The sequence below is a fragment of the Persicitalea jodogahamensis genome (assembly GCF_014651615.1).
GTDB classification, from domain to species: Bacteria; Bacteroidota; Bacteroidia; order Cytophagales; family Spirosomataceae; genus Persicitalea; species Persicitalea jodogahamensis.
Genome location: NZ_BMXF01000002.1, coordinates 883,629 through 906,007, shown reverse-complemented (window position 1 = coordinate 906,007; position 22,379 = coordinate 883,629). Strand labels below are relative to the sequence as shown.

At 51.3% G+C, this 22,379-nt stretch carries 22 protein-coding genes and 1 pseudogene; 11 read left to right on the top strand and 12 right to left on the bottom strand.

From position 1 onward, the window contains the following. The first annotated feature begins 98 nt into the window (after positions 1-98). Both IE117_RS14015 and rpiA read left to right on the top strand, forming a co-directional pair. The gene (locus IE117_RS14015; RefSeq protein ID WP_189565053.1) at positions 99-1,295 is read left to right on the top strand and encodes a glycoside hydrolase family 183 protein; all 1,197 of its coding nucleotides are present in this window, start codon (positions 99-101) and stop codon (positions 1,293-1,295) included. Positions 1,296-1,463: 168 nt separating this feature from the next. After that, a complete protein-coding gene (rpiA, locus tag IE117_RS14010) occupies positions 1,464-2,180 on the top strand; it encodes a ribose-5-phosphate isomerase RpiA (protein WP_189565052.1) in 717 nt (238 codons plus the stop codon). Positions 2,181-2,191: 11 nt separating this feature from the next. On the opposite strand, the gene IE117_RS14005 is transcribed toward rpiA, so the two are convergent. After that, complete coding sequence (locus IE117_RS14005; RefSeq protein WP_189565051.1) at positions 2,192-2,647, bottom strand: PIN domain-containing protein; 456 nt, start codon at positions 2,645-2,647, stop codon at positions 2,192-2,194. After that, positions 2,644-2,919: a hypothetical protein gene (locus IE117_RS14000; RefSeq protein WP_189565050.1), complete on the bottom strand. Its 276-nt coding sequence runs from the start codon at positions 2,917-2,919 to the stop codon at positions 2,644-2,646. Before IE117_RS14000 ends, IE117_RS14005 begins: the two co-directional genes overlap by 4 nt. 184 nt (positions 2,920-3,103) lie before the next feature. On the opposite strand from IE117_RS14000, the gene IE117_RS13995 reads away from it, so the two are divergent. From IE117_RS13995 to IE117_RS13980, 4 genes and pseudogenes are all read left to right on the top strand, one after another. Further along, positions 3,104-3,643, top strand: coding sequence for a DinB family protein (locus tag IE117_RS13995; RefSeq protein WP_189565049.1), 540 nt, complete (start codon positions 3,104-3,106; stop codon positions 3,641-3,643). 81 nt (positions 3,644-3,724) lie between these two features. After that, entirely contained in the window at positions 3,725-3,967 is a 243-nt protein-coding gene (locus IE117_RS13990) for a hypothetical protein (protein ID WP_189565048.1), read from the top strand. Between the two features lie 17 nt (positions 3,968-3,984). Further along, positions 3,985-4,236, top strand: a pseudogene (locus IE117_RS26570) (type II toxin-antitoxin system RelE/ParE family toxin); the annotation flags it as partial. A 265-nt stretch (positions 4,237-4,501) separates the two neighbouring features. Beyond that, complete coding sequence (locus tag IE117_RS13980; RefSeq protein ID WP_229580866.1) at positions 4,502-5,521, top strand: glycoside hydrolase family 43 protein; 1,020 nt, start codon at positions 4,502-4,504, stop codon at positions 5,519-5,521. Positions 5,522-5,600: 79 nt separating this feature from the next. On the opposite strand, the gene IE117_RS13975 is transcribed toward IE117_RS13980, so the two are convergent. The 5 genes from IE117_RS13975 to IE117_RS13955 form a co-directional block, all read right to left on the bottom strand. Beyond that, a complete protein-coding gene (locus IE117_RS13975) occupies positions 5,601-7,277 on the bottom strand; it encodes a L,D-transpeptidase family protein (RefSeq protein WP_189565047.1) in 1,677 nt (558 codons plus the stop codon). 109 nt (positions 7,278-7,386) lie between these two features. Further along, complete coding sequence (locus tag IE117_RS13970; RefSeq protein ID WP_189565046.1) at positions 7,387-7,752, bottom strand: DUF983 domain-containing protein; 366 nt, start codon at positions 7,750-7,752, stop codon at positions 7,387-7,389. 105 nt (positions 7,753-7,857) lie between these two features. Further along, a complete protein-coding gene (locus IE117_RS13965) occupies positions 7,858-8,760 on the bottom strand; it encodes a helix-turn-helix domain-containing protein (protein ID WP_189565045.1) in 903 nt (300 codons plus the stop codon). Between the two features lie 3 nt (positions 8,761-8,763). Then, positions 8,764-9,828, bottom strand: coding sequence for an SGNH/GDSL hydrolase family protein (locus tag IE117_RS13960; RefSeq protein WP_229580864.1), 1,065 nt, complete (start codon positions 9,826-9,828; stop codon positions 8,764-8,766). Positions 9,829-10,337: 509 nt separating this feature from the next. Next, positions 10,338-10,574 carry a hypothetical protein gene (locus IE117_RS13955; protein WP_189565043.1) on the bottom strand — a complete coding sequence of 79 codons (237 nt, stop codon included), beginning with the start codon at positions 10,572-10,574 and terminating at the stop codon, positions 10,338-10,340. 389 nt (positions 10,575-10,963) lie between these two features. On the opposite strand from IE117_RS13955, the gene IE117_RS13950 reads away from it, so the two are divergent. Beyond that, on the top strand, positions 10,964-12,304 hold the full coding sequence (locus IE117_RS13950) for a serine hydrolase (RefSeq protein WP_189565042.1): 1,341 nt from the start codon (positions 10,964-10,966) through the stop codon (positions 12,302-12,304). A gap of 18 nt (positions 12,305-12,322) precedes the next feature. Here the strand turns inward: IE117_RS13950 and IE117_RS13945 are convergent, their stop codons facing one another. Further along, positions 12,323-13,459: an amidohydrolase gene (locus IE117_RS13945; RefSeq protein ID WP_189565041.1), complete on the bottom strand. Its 1,137-nt coding sequence runs from the start codon at positions 13,457-13,459 to the stop codon at positions 12,323-12,325. Between the two features lie 198 nt (positions 13,460-13,657). Between IE117_RS13945 and IE117_RS13940 the strand changes: the two genes are divergently transcribed. The 3 genes from IE117_RS13940 (at position 13,658) to IE117_RS26565 (ending at position 15,356) form a co-directional block, all read left to right on the top strand. Then, on the top strand, positions 13,658-14,005 hold the full coding sequence (locus IE117_RS13940) for a carboxymuconolactone decarboxylase family protein (RefSeq protein ID WP_189565040.1): 348 nt from the start codon (positions 13,658-13,660) through the stop codon (positions 14,003-14,005). 27 nt (positions 14,006-14,032) lie between these two features. Continuing rightward, a complete protein-coding gene (locus IE117_RS13935; RefSeq protein WP_189565039.1) occupies positions 14,033-14,782 on the top strand; it encodes a Type 1 glutamine amidotransferase-like domain-containing protein in 750 nt (249 codons plus the stop codon). 154 nt (positions 14,783-14,936) lie between these two features. Then, on the top strand, positions 14,937-15,356 hold the full coding sequence (locus IE117_RS26565) for an MBOAT family O-acyltransferase (RefSeq protein ID WP_189565038.1): 420 nt from the start codon (positions 14,937-14,939) through the stop codon (positions 15,354-15,356). Positions 15,357-15,469: 113 nt separating this feature from the next. On the opposite strand, the gene IE117_RS13925 is transcribed toward IE117_RS26565, so the two are convergent. The 3 genes from IE117_RS13925 to IE117_RS13915 form a co-directional block, all read right to left on the bottom strand. Then, on the bottom strand, positions 15,470-15,985 hold the full coding sequence (locus IE117_RS13925) for a hypothetical protein (protein WP_189565037.1): 516 nt from the start codon (positions 15,983-15,985) through the stop codon (positions 15,470-15,472). A 151-nt stretch (positions 15,986-16,136) separates the two neighbouring features. After that, positions 16,137-16,541, bottom strand: a complete 405-nt coding sequence (locus IE117_RS13920) for a T9SS type A sorting domain-containing protein (RefSeq protein WP_189565036.1) — start codon at positions 16,539-16,541, stop codon at positions 16,137-16,139. Positions 16,542-16,714: 173 nt separating this feature from the next. Continuing rightward, positions 16,715-17,686 (bottom strand): aldo/keto reductase, encoded by a 972-nt coding sequence (locus IE117_RS13915; protein ID WP_189565035.1) that lies wholly within the window; start codon positions 17,684-17,686, stop codon positions 16,715-16,717. A 249-nt stretch (positions 17,687-17,935) separates the two neighbouring features. Between IE117_RS13915 and IE117_RS13910 the strand changes: the two genes are divergently transcribed. Further along, a complete protein-coding gene (locus tag IE117_RS13910; RefSeq protein ID WP_229580862.1) occupies positions 17,936-18,712 on the top strand; it encodes a M23 family metallopeptidase in 777 nt (258 codons plus the stop codon). Positions 18,713-18,839: 127 nt separating this feature from the next. On the opposite strand, the gene ileS is transcribed toward IE117_RS13910, so the two are convergent. Then, positions 18,840-22,295: an isoleucine--tRNA ligase gene (gene ileS, locus IE117_RS13905; RefSeq protein WP_189565034.1), complete on the bottom strand. Its 3,456-nt coding sequence runs from the start codon at positions 22,293-22,295 to the stop codon at positions 18,840-18,842. Positions 22,296-22,379: the final 84 nt, after the last annotated feature.

Here is a 22,379-nt window from a genome sequence, read left to right as displayed (position 1 = left end):
ACCACTCTTTGTCTTTATTTTATGAGAATGCCCCGAATAGCCGCATGAGCGCAACAGGGTTTCATTATTGTGTGTGATTCCTAACAAAAATCAATTCTATGCAAATCCTGATCGCTACTGCTTTCTTGTACCTATTCTCCTTTAATGCATCACCTCCTCCCGATAGCCTGCCGACTGGTATTCGGTTCAACACCGAGACTCTCGTCCGTAAAGGCAACTTTGGCGACAACTGGTGCCAGACCTGGGGGGCTGATAACCATATTTATACCATGCTGGACGACGGGAATGGCTGGTGGGGAAGCGATAAAAAAGTAGAAGGCCACCCGGGTTGGCAAGGGTCGATGATGCTTCAAATCCGGGGCGATGAGAATTTTGAAGCTGAGGATGTCAAACAGATGTCGGGATGGCCTGCAAACCACGTAACCTCTCCGCTCTACGCCTACGGCACGCTATCCGTTGACGGTACCATGTATGTCTGGCTCTGGAAAAGTGAAACCGATACCTGGTACCGGCGTCCGGTGGCCAACCGGCTTTTGTATACCAAAGATTTAGGTAAAACATTTTACCGTTGGGACGGTCAGCTGGAAACGACCGAAACGTTCAACAATCTCGATTCCACGACCTTTTTCTTTTACAAAGAACAACCCAAACGAAAAATCGACCGGGATGCCTACGCCTTCAACTGGATCGAGTTTTGCCAGAACGGGAAAGACAATTCCGAAGCAAAAGATGATTTCATCTATATGTACACTCCCGAGCAGGATGACCCGGCTAAACTAACGGTCATCCGGGTGCACAAAAACAATATACTGGACAAATCGAAGTATGAGTACTTTAAGGAATGGCAGGGCGACAATCCCGTCTGGACCGATTCGATGTCCGATCGGGGCGTTAACTTGAAATATCCAGATGCACCAGCCGGGCAGGAGTGGATGTGGGCCTCGTGGCTACCAAGCGTGGTATATAACAAAGGGTTAGACTCATACATCATGACCAGCTATGGGATTTACGATCCCGGTAAAAAGTATTGGGCAGGCTGGTGCAGCAAGTGCAAATACCCCGCTAGCCTTGGCTTTTGGTACGCTAAGAATCCGTGGGGGCCCTGGAAGCAATTTCACTATACCGAGCATTTTTATGCCGACCGTGAACAGAACCGCACGTACGGCTTTAAATTAAGCCCAAAATGGATCAGCAAAGACGGGAAAAAGATGCAACTCATCTGGTCGGATGCCAGTGATGACCACTCTACCAACTACAAGTGGAATCAGATGGAAATTGAGATTTTGACGGACTAAAGGGGTAGTTTTCAACTGAGGATCCAGAGCTCGCATTACATTCCTCTAATCCGTAGTTTTCCACCGTAGGCAAGTTATGCCTGGTCTTCCGAAGGGAGACCACTGTAATATATTCTATAGGCTAATTTTAACGGCCTTAGCCTCCCCAAGCAAAAATCTTCCGGTCAGATGAATACATCGATAGAATTTGAGAAAAAACTGGCTGCCAAAGAAGCCGTCAAACTGTTGTCCGACGGACAGACCGTAGGGCTGGGGAGCGGGTCGACGGCGGGTTACGCGATCCGGGAGATCGGAAAGCTGGTCAAAAACGGATTGCAGATCAGGGCTATCCCTACCTCCGACCACAGCCGAGATCTGGCGGCCTCCCTGGCCATTCCGCTTGTAGACATCAATAGTGTCGATACCATTGATATAACCATCGACGGTGCCGACGAATTTGACCCTTCCCTCGACCTGATCAAAGGAGGCGGCGGGGCACTGCTCCGCGAAAAAATAGTGGCAGCCATGACCACCGACCTCATCATCATCGTCGATTCTGCAAAAAAGGTGGAGGTACTGGGTGCCTTCAAACTACCGATTGAAGTGATTCCTTTTGCCTCCAGCTTCGTCCTGAGGCGAATAACCAACTTGAATGGTGAAGGGACCGTCAGAATGGCCGGGGCGACAGAGTACCTGACTGATGAAGGCAATTACATCATCGATGCCACCTTCGGCCCCATCAGAGATCCCTCTTCCCTCGCAACGGAATTGAACGGAATCGAAGGATTGGTGGGTCACGGATTATTCGTGCAGATGGCGAGAAAAGTAATCATGGGAGTCGATTCAACCACTAAGACGTTCGAAGCGGATAGTGCAAGGCTGCATGCTGGGAAGAGGCAAGCTTGATCCACGGATTTTTATTTCAGCTTCTCGTTTTTCGCTTTCACCAAATCGTATACTTGTATTCCATTGGCAACCGCGTAGTCAGACAACATGGAATCCGATGTTATCAAAAGCTGACCGTTTTTAGCTTCACCTAAGATTAGCGCGTCGGTCAACCCAAGGTCGTAGAATTCATATCCATCAGTAACGGTCGCGGAAGGAACATACTTTTCCGTGGTTGAGGCTATGAGAGCAGCTATATTGGTTATGTAGCTGTATTTGTAATGTCCTGAGAAGCTATTGAGCAAATTATCGACTTCTGTCCAGACATTGGGGAGAATGACAACTTGACCTAAATCACCTACTACATTTAGTAATTCGAGAAAGTCGTCTTCGTCGTAAAGCGATGTCCTTTTATGATTTTTGAGGAGATTTGGGTCGATAAGCCCCACGATAAGAACGACAAGCGCATTGGAATCGATTATTTTCATCCCGCCATATCATACATGAGGAATTCAGCGACCTGACCATTCTCATCCATAATAACTTTTTTAAAAACTCTCTGATAAGGGGGTTGTTGGGTCAATGGCGAAAATGGGCTTGAGATTTTGTTATTGTTTTCTACGAGATACGAAATAACGATCTCCCAAACTTTCTCATCCTTTCTATAAACGGCCTGTTCTAGCCTGAAATCAGGCTGATCTAATGGCGATAAATCCCTCAACTGAGTTGTTGCGTGATGCAAAAGATCTTTCAGATTCATAGTTTTCATAGCTTTAATTATCGCGTTGGGTCAATACTCTCCACCAAGAATATCCTCAGATCGCCTTGGGCGAATGATCCCATCAAGGGCATCGTAAATATACTGACTAACCCATAATTTTGCTACTGCATCTACCACCTTCCCGTTCCTGCCCCACGCTACTCCACTTCAATCCCCCCACCAAATGAACAGAAAAGAAGCTCTCAAAACCATTTCAGGCAGTCTGCTCCTCACCGGAGCCCAACTACCGGAAACAACGGCTACAGCCACCGATAATGCGTTTCTCAATGATTTCCTGCCCCGCTGGAAAACGGCCCTGTCGTACAGCCTGAAAGTACTTGACAAAATGCCGGCCGAGCTGTATGCGTACCAACCAACGCCCGCACAGATGACCTTCGGCAAGCAGTATACCCACGCGGCCCATTGGAATACATTCTTCATCGGGAGCATCGTCGGGAAGCCCGCCTTGCCTGAGCCCGCCCAACATGACCAGGCGACGGTGAAGGCGTACTACACGCGCTGCCACCAGCACTGCACGGAGATTCTGGAAAATCTGGATGTGAGCCTGCTGGACAAAACGGGCTTCGGTGACAACGACTACTGGAAAAAACACAGCGGGCGCGATTATCTGCTCCGTGCCTTCATGCATATCGCCCACCATAGGGCCGAAACGCTCGTGTACCTGCGTCTCAACGGCATCGAGCCGCCTTTTTTTGAGTTTTGACGGCAACAGATTCGAATTGCCTGCAATCCGGATATGCGGCCCCATCCCTTTTTCATTATAGTTGAGAAAAACGAAAGAGTTATGTCAGCACTAGATTTGAGAGACCTGCTACACAAACAAATCGATTTGCTTGAAGACCCGGACGATATTCATGACCTGTTCCTTACGGTCAACGATTTTTTGGGGCATCGCCACTTGTGGAAAAAAGAAACCCCAGAGTTCATGGAGCAACTCCGGCGCACGGTCGAATCGTTACGTGGCGGGGCAGCAACCATTCCTGATTCTCAAGTTATGCGTGAGGCAAAGGAATGGATTACCAAGTAGAGTAGACGGAAGAAGCCAAAGAAGACTACCGGGCTGTAGCTTCTCATCTGCTGGATCACTATGATTTCAAAGTAGTTGATCGTTTTACGGATAACGTTGCCAGCAAGATGTCGCTGCTTGAAACCACACCGTTCATCGGGCGCAAATTGGAAAATCTTAGTTCGGTACGAAAATTTCCGGTTGAGCCTTACACAATGATTTATTATCTGGTGACGAATAGAAAAGTGATTGTTCTTAACTCACTTGACATAAGACGGTCGATTCCTTGATCGAAGACTCCCTCTGTCCGTCTTCGTATTCAGCCCCGCTACCACCAAACTACAAGGGGCGGTCCACCACGCGCCTATGTTCTCCTGTTTTAGCGACCATAACCTCCTGCTAGATGCCTTCATGCACATCGTCCGTCAGATTTCTGCCCCCGTGCTGTTCTCCTTTATTCCAGTAGTCTGGTTGTTGACCTGCCCATTTCAGAGCAAAGGCATTAGATTGATGCGCCATGTGGCTTACTGACTGGAAAGGGAACAATCCATTTCAATGATCTGCATTACCGATATGAAAAGTTTTGGGTTCATACTGCTGACTGCCGTGTTTTTCTCCGGGGTGACACTGGCGCAGGGTCGGGAAGTACCCCAGGTCAGGAAAGATGTCCCTCTGGATTCAATCGTACTCAGCGATCCGGCTATTCTGGCCGACTCGGCAACCAACCGGTATTACATGACCGGCACCGGTGGCATGCTGTGGAAGAGCAAAGACCTGAAGCTATGGGACGGCCCCTACCCGATCGCCCAGACTGACCCGGACTCCTGGATGGGTCCCCGGCCCATGATCTGGGCGGCGGAAATTCACGCTTACCGGGGCAAGTACTACTACTTTGCGACCTTCACCAACCGCGCCGTCAAGATCGACACCGTCGAGGGCAACGTGATCGAACGCCGGGCCTGTCATGTGCTGGTAAGCGATCGCCCGGATGGACCCTACGTTCCCATGAAAGACCCCACCTATCTGCCCGCCGACATGCCTACCCTCGACGGTACTTTATGGGTTGACCGTGACGGAAAACCCTATATGATCTATTGCTACGAATGGCTGCAGAACCTGAACGGCACCATGGAGAAGATTGAACTTAAGCCCGATCTGAGTGGTACGATCGGCACCGGAGAGGTACTTTTTCGGGCCAGTGATGCGCCGTGGAGCCGTGAAAAAGACAAAGCGGGAAATGACCGTCCCAACAAAGTAACGGATGGCCCCTATCTGTTCCGAACCAAAACCGGGCGGTTGGGCATGATCTGGACCAGCTGGGTGTATGATGTATATACTCAGGGGGTGGCCTATTCGGAGAGTGGTACTTTGGACGGTCCCTGGGTACAGGAGAAAGAGCCCATCTCTCCGCCCAATTTTGGCCACGGCATGCTGTTTCATACACTCGAAGGCAAGCCGCTCATGTCCGTTCACAGTCACAGAAGCATCAACGGCCGCTACCGTCGTATCCCGCATTTGTTCGAGGTGGATCTATCGGGTGACAAACTAGTGGTCGGGAGGCCTTACGCACCTTAGTTTTTCATTGATTAATAATGACTGTCTGACCGTTTTGATAAATTCAAGGACGAAAGCAGGTCATGCCATAGGCCAACGCTTACCGATCAAACTCTGACGTCAGCCTTTCGTCCAGCCCATACAGGTCGGGACGGAAATTGAGCCTTCCCTGGCCATCTTCGAAAGCCGTCAGGTACACGATATAGACCGGTACTTTCTGGTCGAGCTCCACTATTTCCAACTGGCGGTTGTTCATTTTTTCGGTTACTTCCTCCCGGTTGAGCTGCGGCAATATCCAGTCGGCAAACCAGGCGGGGTCGGCGATGCGGATGCACCCGTGACTGAAGGCCCGGCGCGTTTCGTCGAAAAGTTGATCGGAAGGCGTGTCGTGGAGGTAAATCGCGTATTGATTAGGGAACATAAACTTGACCTGGCCCAGGGCGTTCCACGGACCGGGCTTTTGCCGGATGCGGTAGCTGCCCAGGTTGCTCCAGTCCACGCTGCTCCGGCTTACCACCCGAGCGTTGGTACCCCAACCGTCCAGAATCTCCATATGCTTCCGATCCAGGTAGGTGCTGCTCGACCTGATTTGGGGCCAAAGTTCGGCGGAGGCAATGCTATTAGGCACATTCCAGTAGGGCGAGAATTCGACGTGCTCGATCTGGTCCTGGAACACCGGTGTGGCGTTCATGACCTTCCCCACCACCACCGGCATCACTTTAACTTCCTGCCCATCCTCCACGACGTGAAGCCGGTACTCCGGCACGTTCACCATGGCGTACGTAGCGGGCATCGGTCCGGTCGAAATCCAGCGGATACGGTCGAGGTTGAGCATGAGCTGTTTGAGGCGCGCTTCGGCGGAGATATTCATAGTCTGCACCATGCGGTCGGTGATTTCAGCCTGCACGGCCAGGCCATTGCGTTGCTGGTAGCGGTTGACTGCCCCGATCAGGCTGGAATCATAGCGCGCGCTTTGCTGGTTTTGGGTAGATAGAGTATCGAGGTCGTCCGTAGCGGCAAGCCGGCGCCGAATGGCGATGACCCGCTGGCTCGAATCGCCCGGCGCCAGGTTGGGTCCCTCGTCTACGCTGGGCCAGCCGCCTGCCGCCAATAGCTTACGGTACTGCACCAAACGCTGTCGCAACTTGGCGTACTGACCGAAACCGGGTCGAAGCGAGGAGAGCGAACCCTCCACCTGCCCTGCCGCCGCCCGCTTCAACTGAACGGCCAGCGAATCCGGCGTCCGGCCCTTGATGTGCCAGTCCTTCGACAATTGGTCGGGCTTGATTTTTCCGCTGGCCAACAGATCGGCCAGCTTGATGTAGGAGGCCGACAGCAGCAGGTCGAGCCGTGCTCCCGTTTCAGCGGAAGCCCCGCCGTTTTGGGCACTATCCACCAAAGTACGTAATTGTTCGATTGGAAATTTGCTGGAATTCAAGCCTTCGCGGTCAATCTGACTGATCACTTCAATCAGCTTTTGCGAGGTACCGACGCCCCAGGCGGGGCTAAAATTCCTGCTCTTGTAAAAGTCATAGAGTTCAGCCGCTCCTTCCTTATTGTCTATTTCCGGCAAATCTACCGTCAGGGTAGTCGAGTCCACCCACTGTTTCAGAGAATCACCCGCTGCTTTTTGATCGTAGCTGTATGTAGGCTTGGACTCGCTCGGGGTTGGTGAAGGGCTGCTGGTGTCTGTCGTCGTCGTTTTATTCTGGTCACTGGAACAAGCCGCAGTTAGCAGCATTCCGGCAACCAGCGTCATTTGGAAAAGAAGTTTCATAAGTTCGGGGGGATGGTGGGTGAAAGTGCTCTCTGGCTAATGTTAAAAAGATGGTGCCGTTTGGCTGGTACACCCATCCCCCCGTTTTCTGAGCAGCTCAAAAAGTACCCTAGGCGGTTTTGGGTGCACTGAACAGCGCCAGCCACGACCGTCGCGCGAGTCGATACGCCAGTGGCGTCATCAGAATAAAAACAGGCACCAACGTGATGAGAAAGTAGTCGTAATACTCGCTGAGAAAGTAGCTGAACACGAAGAAATACGCCAGCAAAATAGCCGTATAAAGGGCGTAACTCATATACAAAGCTCCCTGGTAAAAACCGGGTTCGGGTACCAGATTCTCGCCACAATGGGGACAGTGCCGATGCATTTTATCAAAATTGCGGGAGAAGGCAGTTTTGGAGATGAAAAAGTCACCCTGTCCGCAGCGCGGACATTTATTGAGTAGGACGGAGCGGAGGCGATTGTTGGTGGACATGGCAGCAAGATTTTTGTTAAGCGGAGAAATGAATTATTTCCTGCTACAAAAATAGGGGTACTTGCCCGCCCCGGCTAAGACGGATTCGCGGTCTGATGGTACAAATCAACGATCTTTTTCATCCGCCTCCGGCAGCCGCTGGGCATGCCGAAATTCCTCCGGAGTCTGGCCGGTGTATTTTCTGAAAAATCGGGTAAAATAGGAGTTGTCGCTGAAATTCAGCGCGTACCCTACCTCCGCCACGTTCAGGTCAAGATTGACCAGCAAGCGTTTCGCTTCCAGCAGAATGCGGTTGCGAATCAGCTCGCCGGCCTGCTTGCCCAGATGCGCCTTACAGAGGGCATTGAGGTGGTTGGACGAAACGGCCAGCAGGTCGGCGTATTCTTTGGGCCGGCGAAGAGTAAGGAAATTCTTTTCAATCAGTTGCTGGTAGTTTTTCAGCATTGTGTAGTGATGGGGCGGTATGGCCTCCGCTTCGCGGGCAATTGCTTGCTGGCCGATCCGCATAAAGAGATCCAGCAGAAGTACCCGCAGCCGATCCAACCGGAAAGGTCCCTTTTCATCAGACAGGCTAAGGAGTTTTTCAAAAGTTGCCACCGCTTCTTCTCCCAAAACTACCGGTAGGTCGACAACCCCATCGACCGCAATGCCCCTGAAAAATGGAAAAATTTCAAGATAATCCGCTCTTAGCAGAAACGACTGGAAAAACGATTCCGAAAAATTGACCACGTAGCCATCCACCTTCCCCATGAAGTCCCAGGCATGTACCTGCCCCGGAATCATGAAGTAAATCTGGTAAGGCTGCAGCGTAAATTTGGTAAAGTCGATCGTATGGCTGCCCTGTCCCTTCGTAAACATAACCAAATGGTAAAACGAATGGCGGTGGGCAAAGTCCAGATTTTTGTGGTGCTGAAGCAGATAATCTCCAAAGGGTCGCACGAGGATTTCCGGCTGCGAAGCTTCGTTCACCCGGCTAAGATCAATGGTTGGGATGGGGGCGTGCTCCATGACCTAAGGACGTTGTGACTGCAACCAGCCCTTTTCCTGAATCAAATCGGCCAATGCTGCTCCTATTTTGGCATGACCGCGGGCATTGATGTGATCATCGATGGTGAAGTAATCTGCCCGGGTTAAAAGAGGGTGTACATTCACGAAGTGAATAGCCTCTTCGGGGTGAATGGCCTGGTAGTCCTGAAACTCTTTGACGATCGGGAAATTATAAACGCCCAGGTCAAACACGACAATGGGTCCCTTATATCGCTCCCGTACCCGCCGGAGATACGGAAAAAAAGCTTTCGCATGTTCAAACTTCGTCGCCTGAGTGTCGGCGACCTGTGGAGTGGAAGCCGGGGCAGAAGGTTGTGCGGCGCTTTGCATACCGGAATTGATCAGCCAGCGGAGGCTCAGAAAAATGCCCTTAAACGGGAAATATGTTCTGTTGATTGTATTTTGTTTCTCTGCCGCCCTGAACTCAAGGCTGTCAATTCCGATATTCTGCTCCATATCCAAATTGGCCACATTCTCCGCCAAATCGTTGTCGCAGTACTGAATAATGAGCAATTTACAGGAGTCTAGGTCTACCTGGTTGAGCAACTTGGTTTCTCGGTGCGTGCCGTAGGATGTAATGGCCGTATTGAGCACCCGGGTACGCAGCCGGTTTTCGAGCACTTCCGAAAATCGGTCCGGCTGCTCCACCCCCCAGCCCATTCCGTGAGAGTCGCCCAGAACCACAATGGACGGATGCTCATGACTGGCTTCATCATCCCGGACGCCAAGCGAATTGGTCCTGACCTCTACGTCAAATTCAGGGTTAGTAAACCGTCCCGTGATGTTTGGCCGAAAGCGATAACCAAGTGAGGTGTCGTAGCGGGATAAAGCCGAATTGAAGTTGGTTGTACTTTTGAAGTACCCGTACTGTCCTCGCACCCAATAGTAGTAGCCGTCAGGCAACGGGCTGTACCGTTGAGAATGAGCCATGTAAACGACGCTGCCCACCAATGCTACCTCGACAAAGATAAAGCCCCCCAGGATCAGGCCAAAGCGGCTGAACCGCTGGCCGGAAACAGACCAGATCATGATGATCAGTCCGATCGGGAACAAGAAAAAATAGAGCGGAAAGATGGTGCGGTGTGCTACAAAAAATTCCTGACGGAAAATTGGTAAACATATTAACAACAATCCAATCAGAAATCGTATTGCACTCATTATCAATAGATATGTTACGGCCTATTTCTTTTAAGTCATAGGAGGAAGAGCATTTTTTAAGGCGAAATTTAGAAATAAATACCCTATTAATTTAATATTTTACCCATATTGTTTTTGACAAAATCCAGATAAAGCATCCACCTTTGGGTGCAATTTCACGCTAATGACCTGATCGAAGGGAGGCCTATGGGGCTTCACCGCCTTGTCCTACCTGTGGTGTTTTCCATTACAGGCTGCATGTGAAAGTCAGCTTTTCTACACCCCGGGACTAGGTCTGAAAGCAAAAAGAGCAAAACGGGGTAGTTTTGCTCTTTTTCTTTAAAAGGAACACGTTTCTGTAAACAGAGCGAGCTTCCATCCGTAGTAAATTTGACCCAAGCTTACGCCACGTTCAGATGCGAGCATTGCGCGAGCACCAGGTCGAGATCCTTCTTCCGTTTGGCCTGACTGTCGTAGTACCAGGTACGGACGATTCGCCCATCCCGTCCGAAAAAGTACAAAAGCCAGAGTTTAGGATTTTTGGGGAAGGGAGGGCTGAGTCTGATTTCCGCCACCATTGACTCCTCGATAGTCAGATTATCGAGCCCTGTCCGCGACTTACTTTTCAATACGCACATACCGGTAGATTTAAGATGATTAGTTGAATTAAATTGTGTTTCAGTTACCTATATGAGCGCAAAAACCTCAAAAGTACTACACAGAATCGCCCAATAGGTTACTTTCATAGACCAATTCCGCCTGAGAGTCGACCAATCGGGAAAGTGAAAATCGAAAGCACTACGTAAAAGAACAGGCCTTGAAGCAGGGTTCATACGGTCAGAAGATCGGGCGATGCCACCCTTGTCCTTATGCGGCCACAAATCCTTAAAAAGCAAGCCTTTATCCCATTTCACAGGCTTACTCCGGCATGTTTTTCGATTTTTGCAGAAACCTCTCCCGACTGTCAATCCAGTGTCCAGCCAGGGGAAAATGATGCCGCTATTCATTTATTTTCAACTCCTGACCGATGAAAAATCTGCTGTTTGCCGCAATCCTATTCATTACCTGTTCGAATTGCTCCGCCCAAAACGGAGATTCCAAAACTATTGATGGTCTCTTTGCGGTCTATGACCAAAAAGAGCTGTTTTTTGTAAATGCATTGGTCAGGCGGGATAGTAAACTGTTGTATCAGGGTTCGGCGGGGTACCAGAATGAGGTTGAGCGGGTAAAAAATCGTCCACAGACTACCTTTCTCATCGGTTCGATCACCAAGACGTACACGGCCACGATAATCATGCAATTGGTGGAGGAGGGCAAAATCAAGCTGGACGAGCCCCTGTCGCATTACTACCCCGCGATTCCCAATGCCGATAAAATCACGCTGACGATGTTGCTTCGCCACCGTTCCGGGCTTTTCAACTATACCAGCAGCCCCACTTTCATGATGGAGGTGAGCAAACCCATTTCCAAAGCGGAGCTTTTGGAACGCTTCAGGTCACTGAAAGTTGATTTTGCGCCTGACACTAAATATGAATACAGCAACACCAATTACATGCTGCTGGGCTTCATCATCGAACAAGTAACCGACGATACGTACGCCAACCAGCTGCAAAAGCGTATTCTGACGAAACTCGGGCTGCAGGACACCCACTACGGGCGGCCCGACGACCGGACTAACTTTGCCAAATCCTATATCTTCAACGGAGAAAAATGGGCACCTACCCAACCTGAATGGAGCATCGACTGGGCTGCCGCTGCCGGGGGCATCGCCACGACGGCCAGCGACCTGGCGCTTTTTTACGAAGGTCTGTTCAACGGCAAACTGGTTTCGGCCGAAAGTTTGGCACAAATGATGAAGTTGAAAGAGGGCTACGGATTTGGCCTAACGGCGGTCCCTTACGGTGCGCGCACATTTTACGGGCATGGCGGTGGTATTGAGAGTTACCGTTCGTTCGCGGGCTACAATCCGGCCGACAAGACACTTTTTGTACAGTTGGTCAACGCGCAGAAACAGTACGACACCAACGATATTTCGATTCAACTCCTGAACGCCGCCTACGGCAATCCCATCAAGTACCCCGATTTGACAGAAAAAGTGGCAGTAGCCGTGGATAAGGACGTACTCCGCAGCTATGAGGGTACTTATGCGGCGCCAGATTTCCCGCTGGAAATCAAAGTGTTTGTTCAGGACGGCAAACTATTCGGGCAAGCCACCGGGCAGGGAGCTTTCCCTCTCACCGCATATTCGGATACGGATTTTGGATTTGAAGTCGCAAAAATCGAAATGAATTTCTTTGAAAAGGACGGCCAAAAGGCATTTCATTTCTCGCAGGGCCCATCCCGCTTTGATTTTGTCAGGAAGCCCTGATTATTCACACAATGACATTCAGTGCAGTATTTGGCCTATGATCCCGGTAAACATCCTGATGCCCGTTTCTATCAGTACTTCCGGAAAATCATAATCATCGTGATGCAGGGCCGGGGTGGTCTTCCCGGCGCCGAGGCCAAAGAGGGCGGATTTGTAGTGGGCGGCGAACCAGCCAAAGTCTTCGCCGAATTTTAAGGGCGTGGGCCTTGTCACCACGGGAAGTCCCCGGACGGCGGCCACATTCCGGATCAGCTGACTGCATTCTGGATCGTTGACCGTCGCTGGAAAATAATCAAACCAGTCGGTCGTATATTCCAGCCGGTGCCGTCGGCAGGCATCGGCGGTGAGGGAAAGTACCTGGTCTTTCAACCGTTTCATGATCACTTCGTTCCAGGTACGCATTGTGTAGTGTAGCGCCCCTGCCCCGGCCGATATTCCGTAGGCTCGTTCGCCCAGCTCGATGCACACGGGCGTAAGCAGGGCAAAGTCCGGATCGGTAGAGTTTGGGTGGTTCAAGCAATCAAACGCCTGGACAAGTTCAGCCACGGCCAGGGCTGGATTGATTCCGTTCTCCGGTTCGGAGGCGTGGGCCTGCCTGCCGTTGAGCCGGATCACTACGCTTTGCACCGTAGCCGTAAATACCTGCTCCGTTAGCACGATAGAATGCATGGCTTCGCCCGGCAGGTTATGCAGAGCGAATATATAGTCCGGCTGCAACCGCCGGAACCGCTCGTCCTGCAAAACGGCCTGCGCACCTTGCCCGTTTTCCTCCGAAGGCTGGAACAACAGGACCACTTCGCCCCGCTGAAAAGATTGCTCCTTCAACCAGAAAATCAGCCCCGCCACGATGGCCATATGTCCATCGTGCCCGCACTTGTGCGAAACCCCGGGGTGCTCTGACCGATAGGAAAAACCGTTTGCTTCGGCAATCGGCAACGCATCCAGCTCACACCGGATGACGATCGTAGGGCCATCGTCAGAAAACCGATACACCGCAGCCACCCCATGACCACCCAATCCACTAATGAGTTCAGTGGGATGATGGGCGTTGATAAACGAGCTGATGCGCTCAGCGGTAGCGTGTTCGGCTCCGGAAAGTTCGGGGTACTTATGGAGTTCTTTTCGGAGCGCGTAAACCGAATCAGGCACCTGCATAGAAATGTACGTTTTGACGCAAATAAACACAACAACCAGCCGGGAACAACACAAATCTATACCTGTATCCGGGAAGCCGACGGCCAAATGCACTTTGCCGGGATAAGAGATTTCTTTTTTTTATACCTTGTCTGCACATTGGTAAAAGTGACGGATCAATTTCTATTGCCCTTTTTGTTCGCCATTCCTAAAATCCCTATGACCCAAGAATACCAAACGCCCAAAGATCGCGCGTACGTCAATACCCTGCTCAATGCTGCTCCTCAGGAATCGGCAGCGTTCATGAATCTGAAACATACAGCCGAACGAGCCGATGGCGTCATTCCTGTTAAGTACCGGGAGCTGATGTCGGTGGCCGTGGCTCTGACCACCCAATGCGCATACTGCATCGAATCGCACATCGAAAATGCCGTCAAGGCCGGAGCCACCCGCGAAGAGATTGCCGAAACTGTGTTCATTGCGGCGGCACTCCGTGCGGGCGGAGCCGTGGGGAACGGGCTGATGGCGATGCGTCTTTTCGAGGAAGCCAGTTCGGCCAAACCGTAATCTTTCCAAACTTCCCATACAGAACTAATGAAGCTACTAATTCTCTTTTGTCTTGCCATCACGTTCGCGGCCAGTAGTGCGGCCGCCCAGGATCAGTACATTTTTCCCAGCGGCGGTGGCCCTTCCAAGCAGTTCATTAAGGAGATCATTGCCCTGACCGGGAAAGAGCGGCCCAAGATTTGCTTTCTGCCCACGGCTTCCGGTGATAGCGAACAGGGCATTATCCGCTGGTACGAGCTGGTGCATGACCTGCCGGTAGAGCCCTCCGTGCAGAAAGTGTGGATTAGCTCTTACAACCAGAAAAAATCCTTCGAAGAAGTACTGCTCAATGTGGACGCCATTGTGGTGGGCGGCGGAAATACGCTCAACATGATCGCCATCTGGAAGGCGCAGGGCATCGACCAGGTACTTAAAAAAGCCCTTAAAAAAGGCATCGTGCTGGCCGGAGGCAGCGCCGGGTCGCTCTGCTGGTTTGACAATGGTACCACGGACTCGCGCCCCTCGGAGTTGAGCGTGGTGGAAGGACTTGGCTTTCTTCCTTTCAGCCATTGTCCGCATTACCATAGCGAAGAGTACCGCCGTCCGCTGTACTTCAAAAATATCGAAAACGGAATCTTCAAGCCGGGTTACGCCATTGACGACAAGGCCGGCATTATCTTCAAAAATGGCAAAGTTTTCAAAGTCGTGTCGGTGAGTGAAACGGATAACGCTTATTTTGTTTCAATGAAAGATGGCAAAGTCGTAGAGGAGAAGCTGGAAGCGACCATCCTCAAATAAGGCACTATTTGAATTAAAAAAATATTCGACAGGAGCAATCTACGATAGAGGCATCTGAGTACAGGAGCAGGTACTTTGTCGGTAAGTCGAGTCATTCACCCTACACGGATTCGTGACCTTAGCTGAGTATGTAAGGAAAAGAAATGGAGTACCAATGGGTAGTTCCCATTCTCTGAGAAACAATTTATCCCGTTCTCTGGGGGCTAAAAATTTCTCAACCTTCTGGAATTACTGGAATCCGATATTTGGCTATTATCTCGGGCAGAAGGTATTCAAACCCAGCAGGCGCTACTTCTTAAAATCAGTATCATTGCTGATCACCTTCTGTTTTTGTGGCTTGCTACACGATCTGGTGACGCTGCTGGTTCGGGGAAGTACCTCTTTTCTTTTCACAATCTGGTTTATATTGATGGGAGCCGGAGTTTTGATCACCCGGCTCCTGAATCATGATTTCAGCGAAAAAAAATGGGTTGTACGGGCGCTGATCAATGCATCAATAATCATCTGCTGTTTTATCCTGAGTACTTGCCTGATCAACCTGTTTGGAACTCTGAACAGCAACGGGGTGAGGTAAAAGAGAAATCAGTCCAAAAACCAGATGGTCACAGGTACCGTCCTTCCCATGATCGGTGCTGACCCTGTCTGCTGAAAAACCTTTACAGACAGGCATTGGGTGAAATGCAAAATCTACTGCCGCCGAATTTCAGGATCTCCAGCCACTTCCAGATTTTCCGCTACCAGCGTCCGCTTGGGCGTTTCCTTCACTTCGGCACTATTGAGCTTGATATCCTTCTGTATCAACTCTTTTCCATCGGATATTTCAAGGGTATAGCGGCCGTCTTCCATTTGGGAAAAATCGAAGCTGCGGCCATATTTATGCATTTGCCTGCCAACGACTTCATCGTGAAGTACATGCCCCTGCTGGTCCAGCAGCCGGACAGATACCGTTTTGCCTGGCTTCTTTTCCAGCAGCAACCGCATCTTCAGCGACTTTTGAATCCGATACATACCTACTTCAAAGGTAGGGCCGGGACTTTTGTCGGGGTGGATGGCACCGGGCTTTGACTTACGCAGTAGTTTACGCAAGGTCGTGTTAGGTAGTTCTTTCAGGTTATGAAAATCTTTCCGGTTTGTCGTCTGGGCTTCGGCCTCCGTAGCAAACAGGAATAGGGTAGTGAATCCGAGAATCAGTATATTTTTCATGAGGTAGGGGTTTAGGAGTAGTGGGTGAGTTGAGCTCAACGATCGAAATGCCCTTCTCACCTCCTCCACCGGAAGGTGAAAAAGGTGAGAAGGATGTGGCAACAAAATTTCAGGATAAATTCCGGGCGGAAGCCGGATGGGGACGGCCGGCCTAGTTGAGGGCAACCAGCGTCCGGGCGGGGGTCTCAACCAGGTCGGTCGTTGTCAGATTGACCGACCGTTTGACCACTTCGTCGCGATTGGTGATTTCGATGGTGTAGCGCCCATCTTTAATCTGCGAGAAGTCGAAGTTGCGGCCATATTTCTCTTGCCGCTTACCAACGACCTCCTCGTGAAGTACCTGCCCCTGCGGATTGAGCAGACGAACCATCACTTTTTCGCCCGCTTTCTTTTCCAGCAGCAGGCGCATCTTCAACGAATCCTTCACCCGGTACATTCCCACCTCGAAGGTATGGGGCTTTCTCTGCTGGTTGTCGACGTTGTTGTCTGAGGCGACTGCAGGGAACATCATCAGGCTGCACAGGGCAACGGCAAGCATTTTCTTTACGTTCTTCATGGCTATTGAAGTTTTGGGTTGTTATGAATGATTTACCCAAAAGAGGGAAGCCATGAGGTTGACGTTGCATCAAAAGGCCCGAACGGAAGATTATCGGGATGAATGGCAAACCCCATATTGCAGTACGGCCGGACTGGCGCACCGGCTGCCGGTCCGACCGCACCACATTTTCTTTACTGCGACCATTCGGTGGGCTCGCGGTCCCAGCGGTGCTGTTTTAGTTTATCTAACAAATCTTTCGACAGCGTTTTCCCGTCGCTGGCTGCCGTGTTTGCTTTGACGTGTGGTAGTTTTCTCATACCCGGGATCGTGGTGGCTACATTGTCGTTGGCCAGGATGAAACGCAAGGCCATTTCGGGCATGGTCATACCATCAGGGATGAGCGGCTTAAGCGCGTCGGCGTGTTCTACGCTGCTGTTCAGGTTTTCGGGGACGAAGTAGGTCGAGCGCCAGTCGTTTTCGGGGAAGGTAGTTTCTTTGGTAAAAGTACCCGTCAGCGTTCCTTCGTCGAAAGGCACGCGGGCGATGATGCCGACATCATGCTTCTTACAGAGCGGGAAGAGATGATCTTCGGGATTCTGGTCAAAGATATTGTAGATCACCTGCACGGCATCGATGAGTCCGGTTTTGATCGTTTCCAGTGAGTTGTCTGGCTCCCAGCGGTTGACACTGATGCCCCAGGCTTTCACCTTGCCCTCCTGCGTGAGTTTCTGAATTGCCTCTTTCCACTCGTCGCGCCCGGCCCAGTGGTCTTCCCAGACGTGAAACTGCATGAGGTCGATGGTTTCGACACCCAGATTGGCCAGGCTCTTTTCGGTATATTCTACGATGTAGTCGGTGGGAAATACCTCGTCCAGCGAGAACTCCGCCCGCGAGGGCCAGGTCCGGTTTTTGGGTGGAATCTTGGTGGCGGCGTATAGTTTTTTGTCAGGATTGCGCTTGATCAACTCGCCCAGAATCTGTTCGCTTTTGCCCTCGGCATACCCCCAGGCGGTGTCGAAAAAATTACAGCCCAGCTCCACGGCGAGGTCAAGGGAAGCATTCACTTCTTCAATATCGGAGCCCGTCCAGCCCGCCAGCCCCCACATGCCGTAGCCTATCTCGCTCACTTTCCAGTCAGTACGGCCAAATCTTCGGTATTCCATCGCTATCTCGGTATTTAAATGAATGTTGAAAGACACAAATTAAAGGAAATATGGCTTGAAAAGCATTTTGAGGAAAATTTCCTATATTTGGTAAAAACCGCAAATCAAAGAATCGGGAAATTATAATCGACAAAATCCACCGCACAATGCCTTTCGGGTCAACAGGTACGAGGCACATTTTTTGCAGATCGACTTTGATACAATGCCGCATCCATTTAATTATATGACAAGATCGGGAAGAGAGAATCTATGATTTGGAAGAAGACACTAAATAGCTTGCTGGCCCTTTCGGTCATCATGGCCTTGATGGGATGGAATGTTAAAGAACCGAAGCCGACACCTTCGGAGCAGCTGGTTGGCTTCTGCCAGCAGTTCGATCGGCTTCAGGTAGATATACGCGAGTGCAACATCAGCCCCGACTCGGCCTCGCGGGCATTTCAGATAGTGATGATGAATATACGGCAGACGATGACCGAACTAGATTCCTGCCGGGGCTCAGGTGGCGCAGGTTTCGTGTACCCGGTGCGTGGCTACCTGCCCAAGTACTCGATCGGCGGGAGAGGACGCGGCTATCGCGCCAAGAATTTTAACCTTTTTGACATGGACGTGCAGGGCAGCCACCCCGCTCATGACCTTTTCATCCGGGATGGCAATCAGGATAACCTCGACGACCGTCTTTGCCAGCCAGTGGATTTGCTTTCGTTCAGCGGAGGAGTCGTACTGGCCACCGACACGACCTGGCAGCCGGGCAGCGAACTGCGCGGTGGCAAGTACATCTGGGTGTATGATCCCTGCCTGAACGGACTTTTTTATTACGCCCATAACAATCAGGTGAATGTACTGCCGGGACAACTAGTCAAAGCGGGTCAAAAGCTGGGTGAAATAGGCCGTACGGGCCTCAATGCTTATAAAGAACGCTCCCCGACGCACGTTCACATGATGTTTCTGCGGCTGGATAGTGCTTATCTTCCCCAGCCCGAGAATCCGCTGACCTGGTTGCAGGAGGCGAAGGTAATGAAGTGGTAATCTGGCTATCGGCTATCGGCTATCGGCTATCGGCTATCGGCTATCGGCTATCGGCAAATTAAAAGAGGGACTATGCATTTTGCATAGTCTCTCTTTTCGTAAAAAGCAGAGCCGATTGCCGGAAGCCCTATACTACCTCCACTTTCACCTTCAGCAAAAACTCATCCATCTCGATCTCCGTCGCCGCGCCGTTCAGGTCGGGTACCAGTTCCAGGCCTACGGCCTGTACTTCCTGACAGATGTACTCGCGCTGAGACGCAACAGCCTCGGTGAGCGTAGCATCATCGTTTTGCAGGGTAATTTGAATCTTATCCGTTACGTCGAAGCCACTGTCTTTGCGCAGATTCTGGATGCGGTTGACGAAGTCGCGGGCGATGCCTTCTTTGCGCAGATCTTCGGTAACGGTGACGTCCAGGGCCACGGTCAGGCCGTCTTCGCTGGCCACGAGCCAGCCGGGTACGTCTTCAGCGGTGATTTCCACTTCGTGCAGCGTAATGAAAGTCGGCGCGTCAGAACTTGCGAGCGCCAGCGGGAATTCATTGTCTCGCTCAAGTACCTTGATGTCTTCCTCGCTCATTTTTGAGATAGCGGCCGCTACTTCCTTCATACGCGGACCGAATTTTGGTCCCAGAGCTTTGAAGTTGGGCTTGATCTTCTTTTTCAAAATCCCGCTGTCGTCGCTTACGAACTCGACAGTTTTGATATTGACTTCTGACAAGATAATCGGTGCGACATTTTCGATTTGGCGGCGCGTTTTTTCACTCAGCACCGGAATAAGGATTTTGGACAACGGCTGCCGCACCTTGATTTTGTGGCCCTTGCGTAATGAGTGCACCAGCGAACTGATATCCTGCGCCAGCTGCATGGACTCTTCCAGATCGAGGTCGATCCAGTCGTATTCCACGGGGTGCCAGTTGGTGAGATGAACCGATTCGTGTTGGAAGGGCGTATTGCCAGCGACCGATTCCTGCCGCGTAGCATCTGTCAGATTCTTATAAAGCCAGTCGCCGAAGAATGGTGCAATGGGCGACATCAACTGCGCCACTGCCGACAGACAATGCTGCAAGGTTTCGTAGGCGGCTTGTTTGTCGGGCGTGAGTTGACCACTGCCCGTGCTACCCGTCCAGAAGCGCCGTCGCGACAACCGTACGTACCAGTTGGACAACTGGTCACAGACAAAATCCTGCACCAATCGCCCGGCCTTCGTGGGGTTGTAGTTTTCAAATTGTTCGCCGACTTCCTTCACCAGCGTATTCAGTTTGGACAAAATCCAACGATCCAGTTCCGGTAGTTTTTCGTGGGGGATCCGGTCAAACTGATTGATCTGATAGCCATCTAGATTGGCGTACAGCGCAAAGAAGTTGTAGGTATTCGATAAAGTACCAAAGAATTTACGTTGGACTTCCCCGATACCGTCGATGTTGAATTTGAGATTATCCCAGGGCTCGGCGTTGGTAATCAGGTACCAGCGCGTGGCGTCCGGTCCGTAAGTAGCCAGGGTTTCGAAAGGATTCACGGCATTGCCCAGGCGTTTGGACATCTTGTTGCCGTTTTTATCCAAAACCAGTCCCGTCGAAACGACGTTCTTAAAGGCCACCGAGTCGAACAGCATGCCGGCGATGGCGTGCAGCGTGAAGAACCAGCCGCGGGTTTGGTCCACACCTTCGCTGATAAAATCGGCGGGAAAGCTCTCATTGAAAATCTCGTGATTCTCGAAGGGATAGTGCCATTGCGCGTAGGGCATTGCGCCCGAGTCGAACCACACATCGATGAGGTCGGCTTCGCGCTGCATGAGTTGCCCTGACTCCGAAATCAGAAAAACCTCGTCCACAAACGGGCGATGCAAATCAAGCTTTTGTTCAAGACTGGCTTGCAGGAAGGCGTCGTTTTTCTGGATATAATCCTCGTAGCCCGTTTTTCCTTCCAGTGTCCATTCGCGCATTTTCCCATTGGCAACCTGACAAAGGTTTACCAATTCCTCGACCGAACCGATACAAACTTCCTCACCCTGCTCGCTGCGCCAGATTGGCAGCGGCGTGCCCCAGTACCGGGAGCGCGACAGGTTCCAGTCCACCAGATTTTCCAGCCAGTTGCCAAAGCGCCCGGTTCCGGTACTTTCGGGTTGCCAGTTGATGGTTTTGTTCAGGGCCACCAGCTTTTCCTTCATGGCCGTAGTGCGGATAAACCAGCTGTCGAGCGGGTAGTACAGCACGGGCTTGTCGGTACGCCAGCAGTGCGGGTAGGGGTGTTCGTATTTTTCGACCTTGAACGCCTTGCCTTCTTCCTTTAACTTTATGGCGATCAGCACGTCCGTTGGTTTGAAATCAGGATCGGCCTGTTCTTCATCGGAATAGTACTCCGGCTTCACGTAGCGCCCGCCAAACTCCCCGATCTCCTGCACAAAACGGCCCTGACGGTCCACGATGGGTACATCCTTGCCGTTTTCGTCCTGCACCATAATCGGTGGAATGCCGTTGGCCTGCGCCACGCGGAAGTCGTCCGCACCAAAAGTCGGCGAAGTATGTACCACGCCCGTGCCGTCTTCGGTCGTAACAAAATCACCCAAAATCACTCGGAATGCAGGGGTCTTGGGTTGGACATAAGGCAGCAGTTGCTCGTACTCGATGCCTTCCAGATCTTTACCTTTGAACTCCGCAAGTACCTGCCAAGGCAATATTTTTTTGTCGCTTTCACCGTAGCCTTCAAAATCACCGTCCCTGCCCTTTTCTGAGAAAAACTGGCTCACCAAATCTTTCGCCAGCACTACACTCACCGGATCGTAGGTGTACGGGTTAAAGGTTTTTACCAGAACATAGTCGATGTTCGCACCGACGGTCAGGGCCGAGTTGGCGGGCAAAGTCCAGGGGGTAGTTGTCCAAGCCAGGATGCGAACATCTTCCTGACTGAAATCTTTGAAAACGGAATGGGTATCGGCGGCCTTGACTTTGAACATCGCGACGATCGTGGTGTCTTTCAGTTCTTTGTAGGTACCGGGCATGTTCAGCTCGTGCGACGAAAGCCCCGTTCCCGCGGCCGGGCTATACGGTTGGATCGTGTAGCCCTTATAGAGCAGTCCCTTGTCGTATAATTTTTTGAGCAGATTCCACAGGCTCTCGATGTAGTTATTCTCGTAGGTGACGTAGGGATCTTCCAGGTCCACCCAGTACCCCATTTTCTCGGTCAGGTCGTTCCATTGGCTGGTGAAACGCATCACCGTTTCGCGGCATTTGGCATTGTACTCCTCGATGCTGATTTTGGTACCGATATCTTCCTTCGTGATGCCCAGTTCTTTCTCCACCTGCAACTCGATGGGAAGACCGTGCGTGTCCCAGCCGCCTTTGCGCTTTACCTGAAAACCGCGCAGGGTTTTGTACCGGCAGAAAATATCCTTGATCGTCCGGGCCATCACGTGGTGGATGCCCGGTGCGCCGTTGGCCGAAGGCGGCCCTTCGTAGAAAGTAAAGGTGGGTTGCCCCTCACGGATAGCGACCGAAGCCTCAAAGGTTTTGTTTTCCTTCCAGAAGTCGAGTACTTCGTCGGCAATCTGTGGGTAACTGAGGTTTTTGTATTCCTGATATTTCATTATTGTTTCAAACAAAGCCACCTGGCGGTTCAAAGTTCACCATTCAGAGCAAAGGCCCGTGGACCTGCATACCCGGAACGCTGA

Coding starts and splice junctions, on each gene's coding strand:
- IE117_RS13945 (WP_189565041.1), bottom strand. CDS start 13,459: ATGCAGGTGCCTGATTCGGTTTACGCGCTCCGAAAAGAACTCCATAAG.
- IE117_RS13910 (WP_229580862.1), top strand. CDS start 17,936: ATGATTTGGAAGAAGACACTAAATAGCTTGCTGGCCCTTTCGGTCATC.
- IE117_RS13925 (WP_189565037.1), bottom strand. CDS start 15,985: ATGAAAAATATACTGATTCTCGGATTCACTACCCTATTCCTGTTTGCT.
- IE117_RS14000 (WP_189565050.1), bottom strand. CDS start 2,919: ATGAATCTGAAAGATCTTTTGCATCACGCAACAACTCAGTTGAGGGAT.
- IE117_RS13975 (WP_189565047.1), bottom strand. CDS start 7,277: ATGAAACTTCTTTTCCAAATGACGCTGGTTGCCGGAATGCTGCTAACT.
- IE117_RS13965 (WP_189565045.1), bottom strand. CDS start 8,760: ATGGAGCACGCCCCCATCCCAACCATTGATCTTAGCCGGGTGAACGAA.
- IE117_RS13940 (WP_189565040.1), top strand. CDS start 13,658: ATGACCCAAGAATACCAAACGCCCAAAGATCGCGCGTACGTCAATACC.
- IE117_RS14015 (WP_189565053.1), top strand. CDS start 99: ATGCAAATCCTGATCGCTACTGCTTTCTTGTACCTATTCTCCTTTAAT.
- ileS (WP_189565034.1), bottom strand. CDS start 22,295: ATGAAATATCAGGAATACAAAAACCTCAGTTACCCACAGATTGCCGAC.
- IE117_RS13950 (WP_189565042.1), top strand. CDS start 10,964: ATGAAAAATCTGCTGTTTGCCGCAATCCTATTCATTACCTGTTCGAAT.
- IE117_RS13970 (WP_189565046.1), bottom strand. CDS start 7,752: ATGTCCACCAACAATCGCCTCCGCTCCGTCCTACTCAATAAATGTCCG.
- IE117_RS13955 (WP_189565043.1), bottom strand. CDS start 10,574: ATGTGCGTATTGAAAAGTAAGTCGCGGACAGGGCTCGATAATCTGACT.
- IE117_RS26565 (WP_189565038.1), top strand. CDS start 14,937: ATGGGTAGTTCCCATTCTCTGAGAAACAATTTATCCCGTTCTCTGGGG.
- IE117_RS13960 (WP_229580864.1), bottom strand. CDS start 9,828: ATGATCTGGTCTGTTTCCGGCCAGCGGTTCAGCCGCTTTGGCCTGATC.
- IE117_RS13980 (WP_229580866.1), top strand. CDS start 4,502: ATGATCTGCATTACCGATATGAAAAGTTTTGGGTTCATACTGCTGACT.
- IE117_RS13990 (WP_189565048.1), top strand. CDS start 3,725: ATGTCAGCACTAGATTTGAGAGACCTGCTACACAAACAAATCGATTTG.
- IE117_RS13915 (WP_189565035.1), bottom strand. CDS start 17,686: ATGGAATACCGAAGATTTGGCCGTACTGACTGGAAAGTGAGCGAGATA.
- IE117_RS13935 (WP_189565039.1), top strand. CDS start 14,033: ATGAAGCTACTAATTCTCTTTTGTCTTGCCATCACGTTCGCGGCCAGT.
- rpiA (WP_189565052.1), top strand. CDS start 1,464: ATGAATACATCGATAGAATTTGAGAAAAAACTGGCTGCCAAAGAAGCC.
- IE117_RS13995 (WP_189565049.1), top strand. CDS start 3,104: ATGAACAGAAAAGAAGCTCTCAAAACCATTTCAGGCAGTCTGCTCCTC.
- IE117_RS13920 (WP_189565036.1), bottom strand. CDS start 16,541: ATGAAGAACGTAAAGAAAATGCTTGCCGTTGCCCTGTGCAGCCTGATG.
- IE117_RS14005 (WP_189565051.1), bottom strand. CDS start 2,647: ATGAAAATAATCGATTCCAATGCGCTTGTCGTTCTTATCGTGGGGCTT.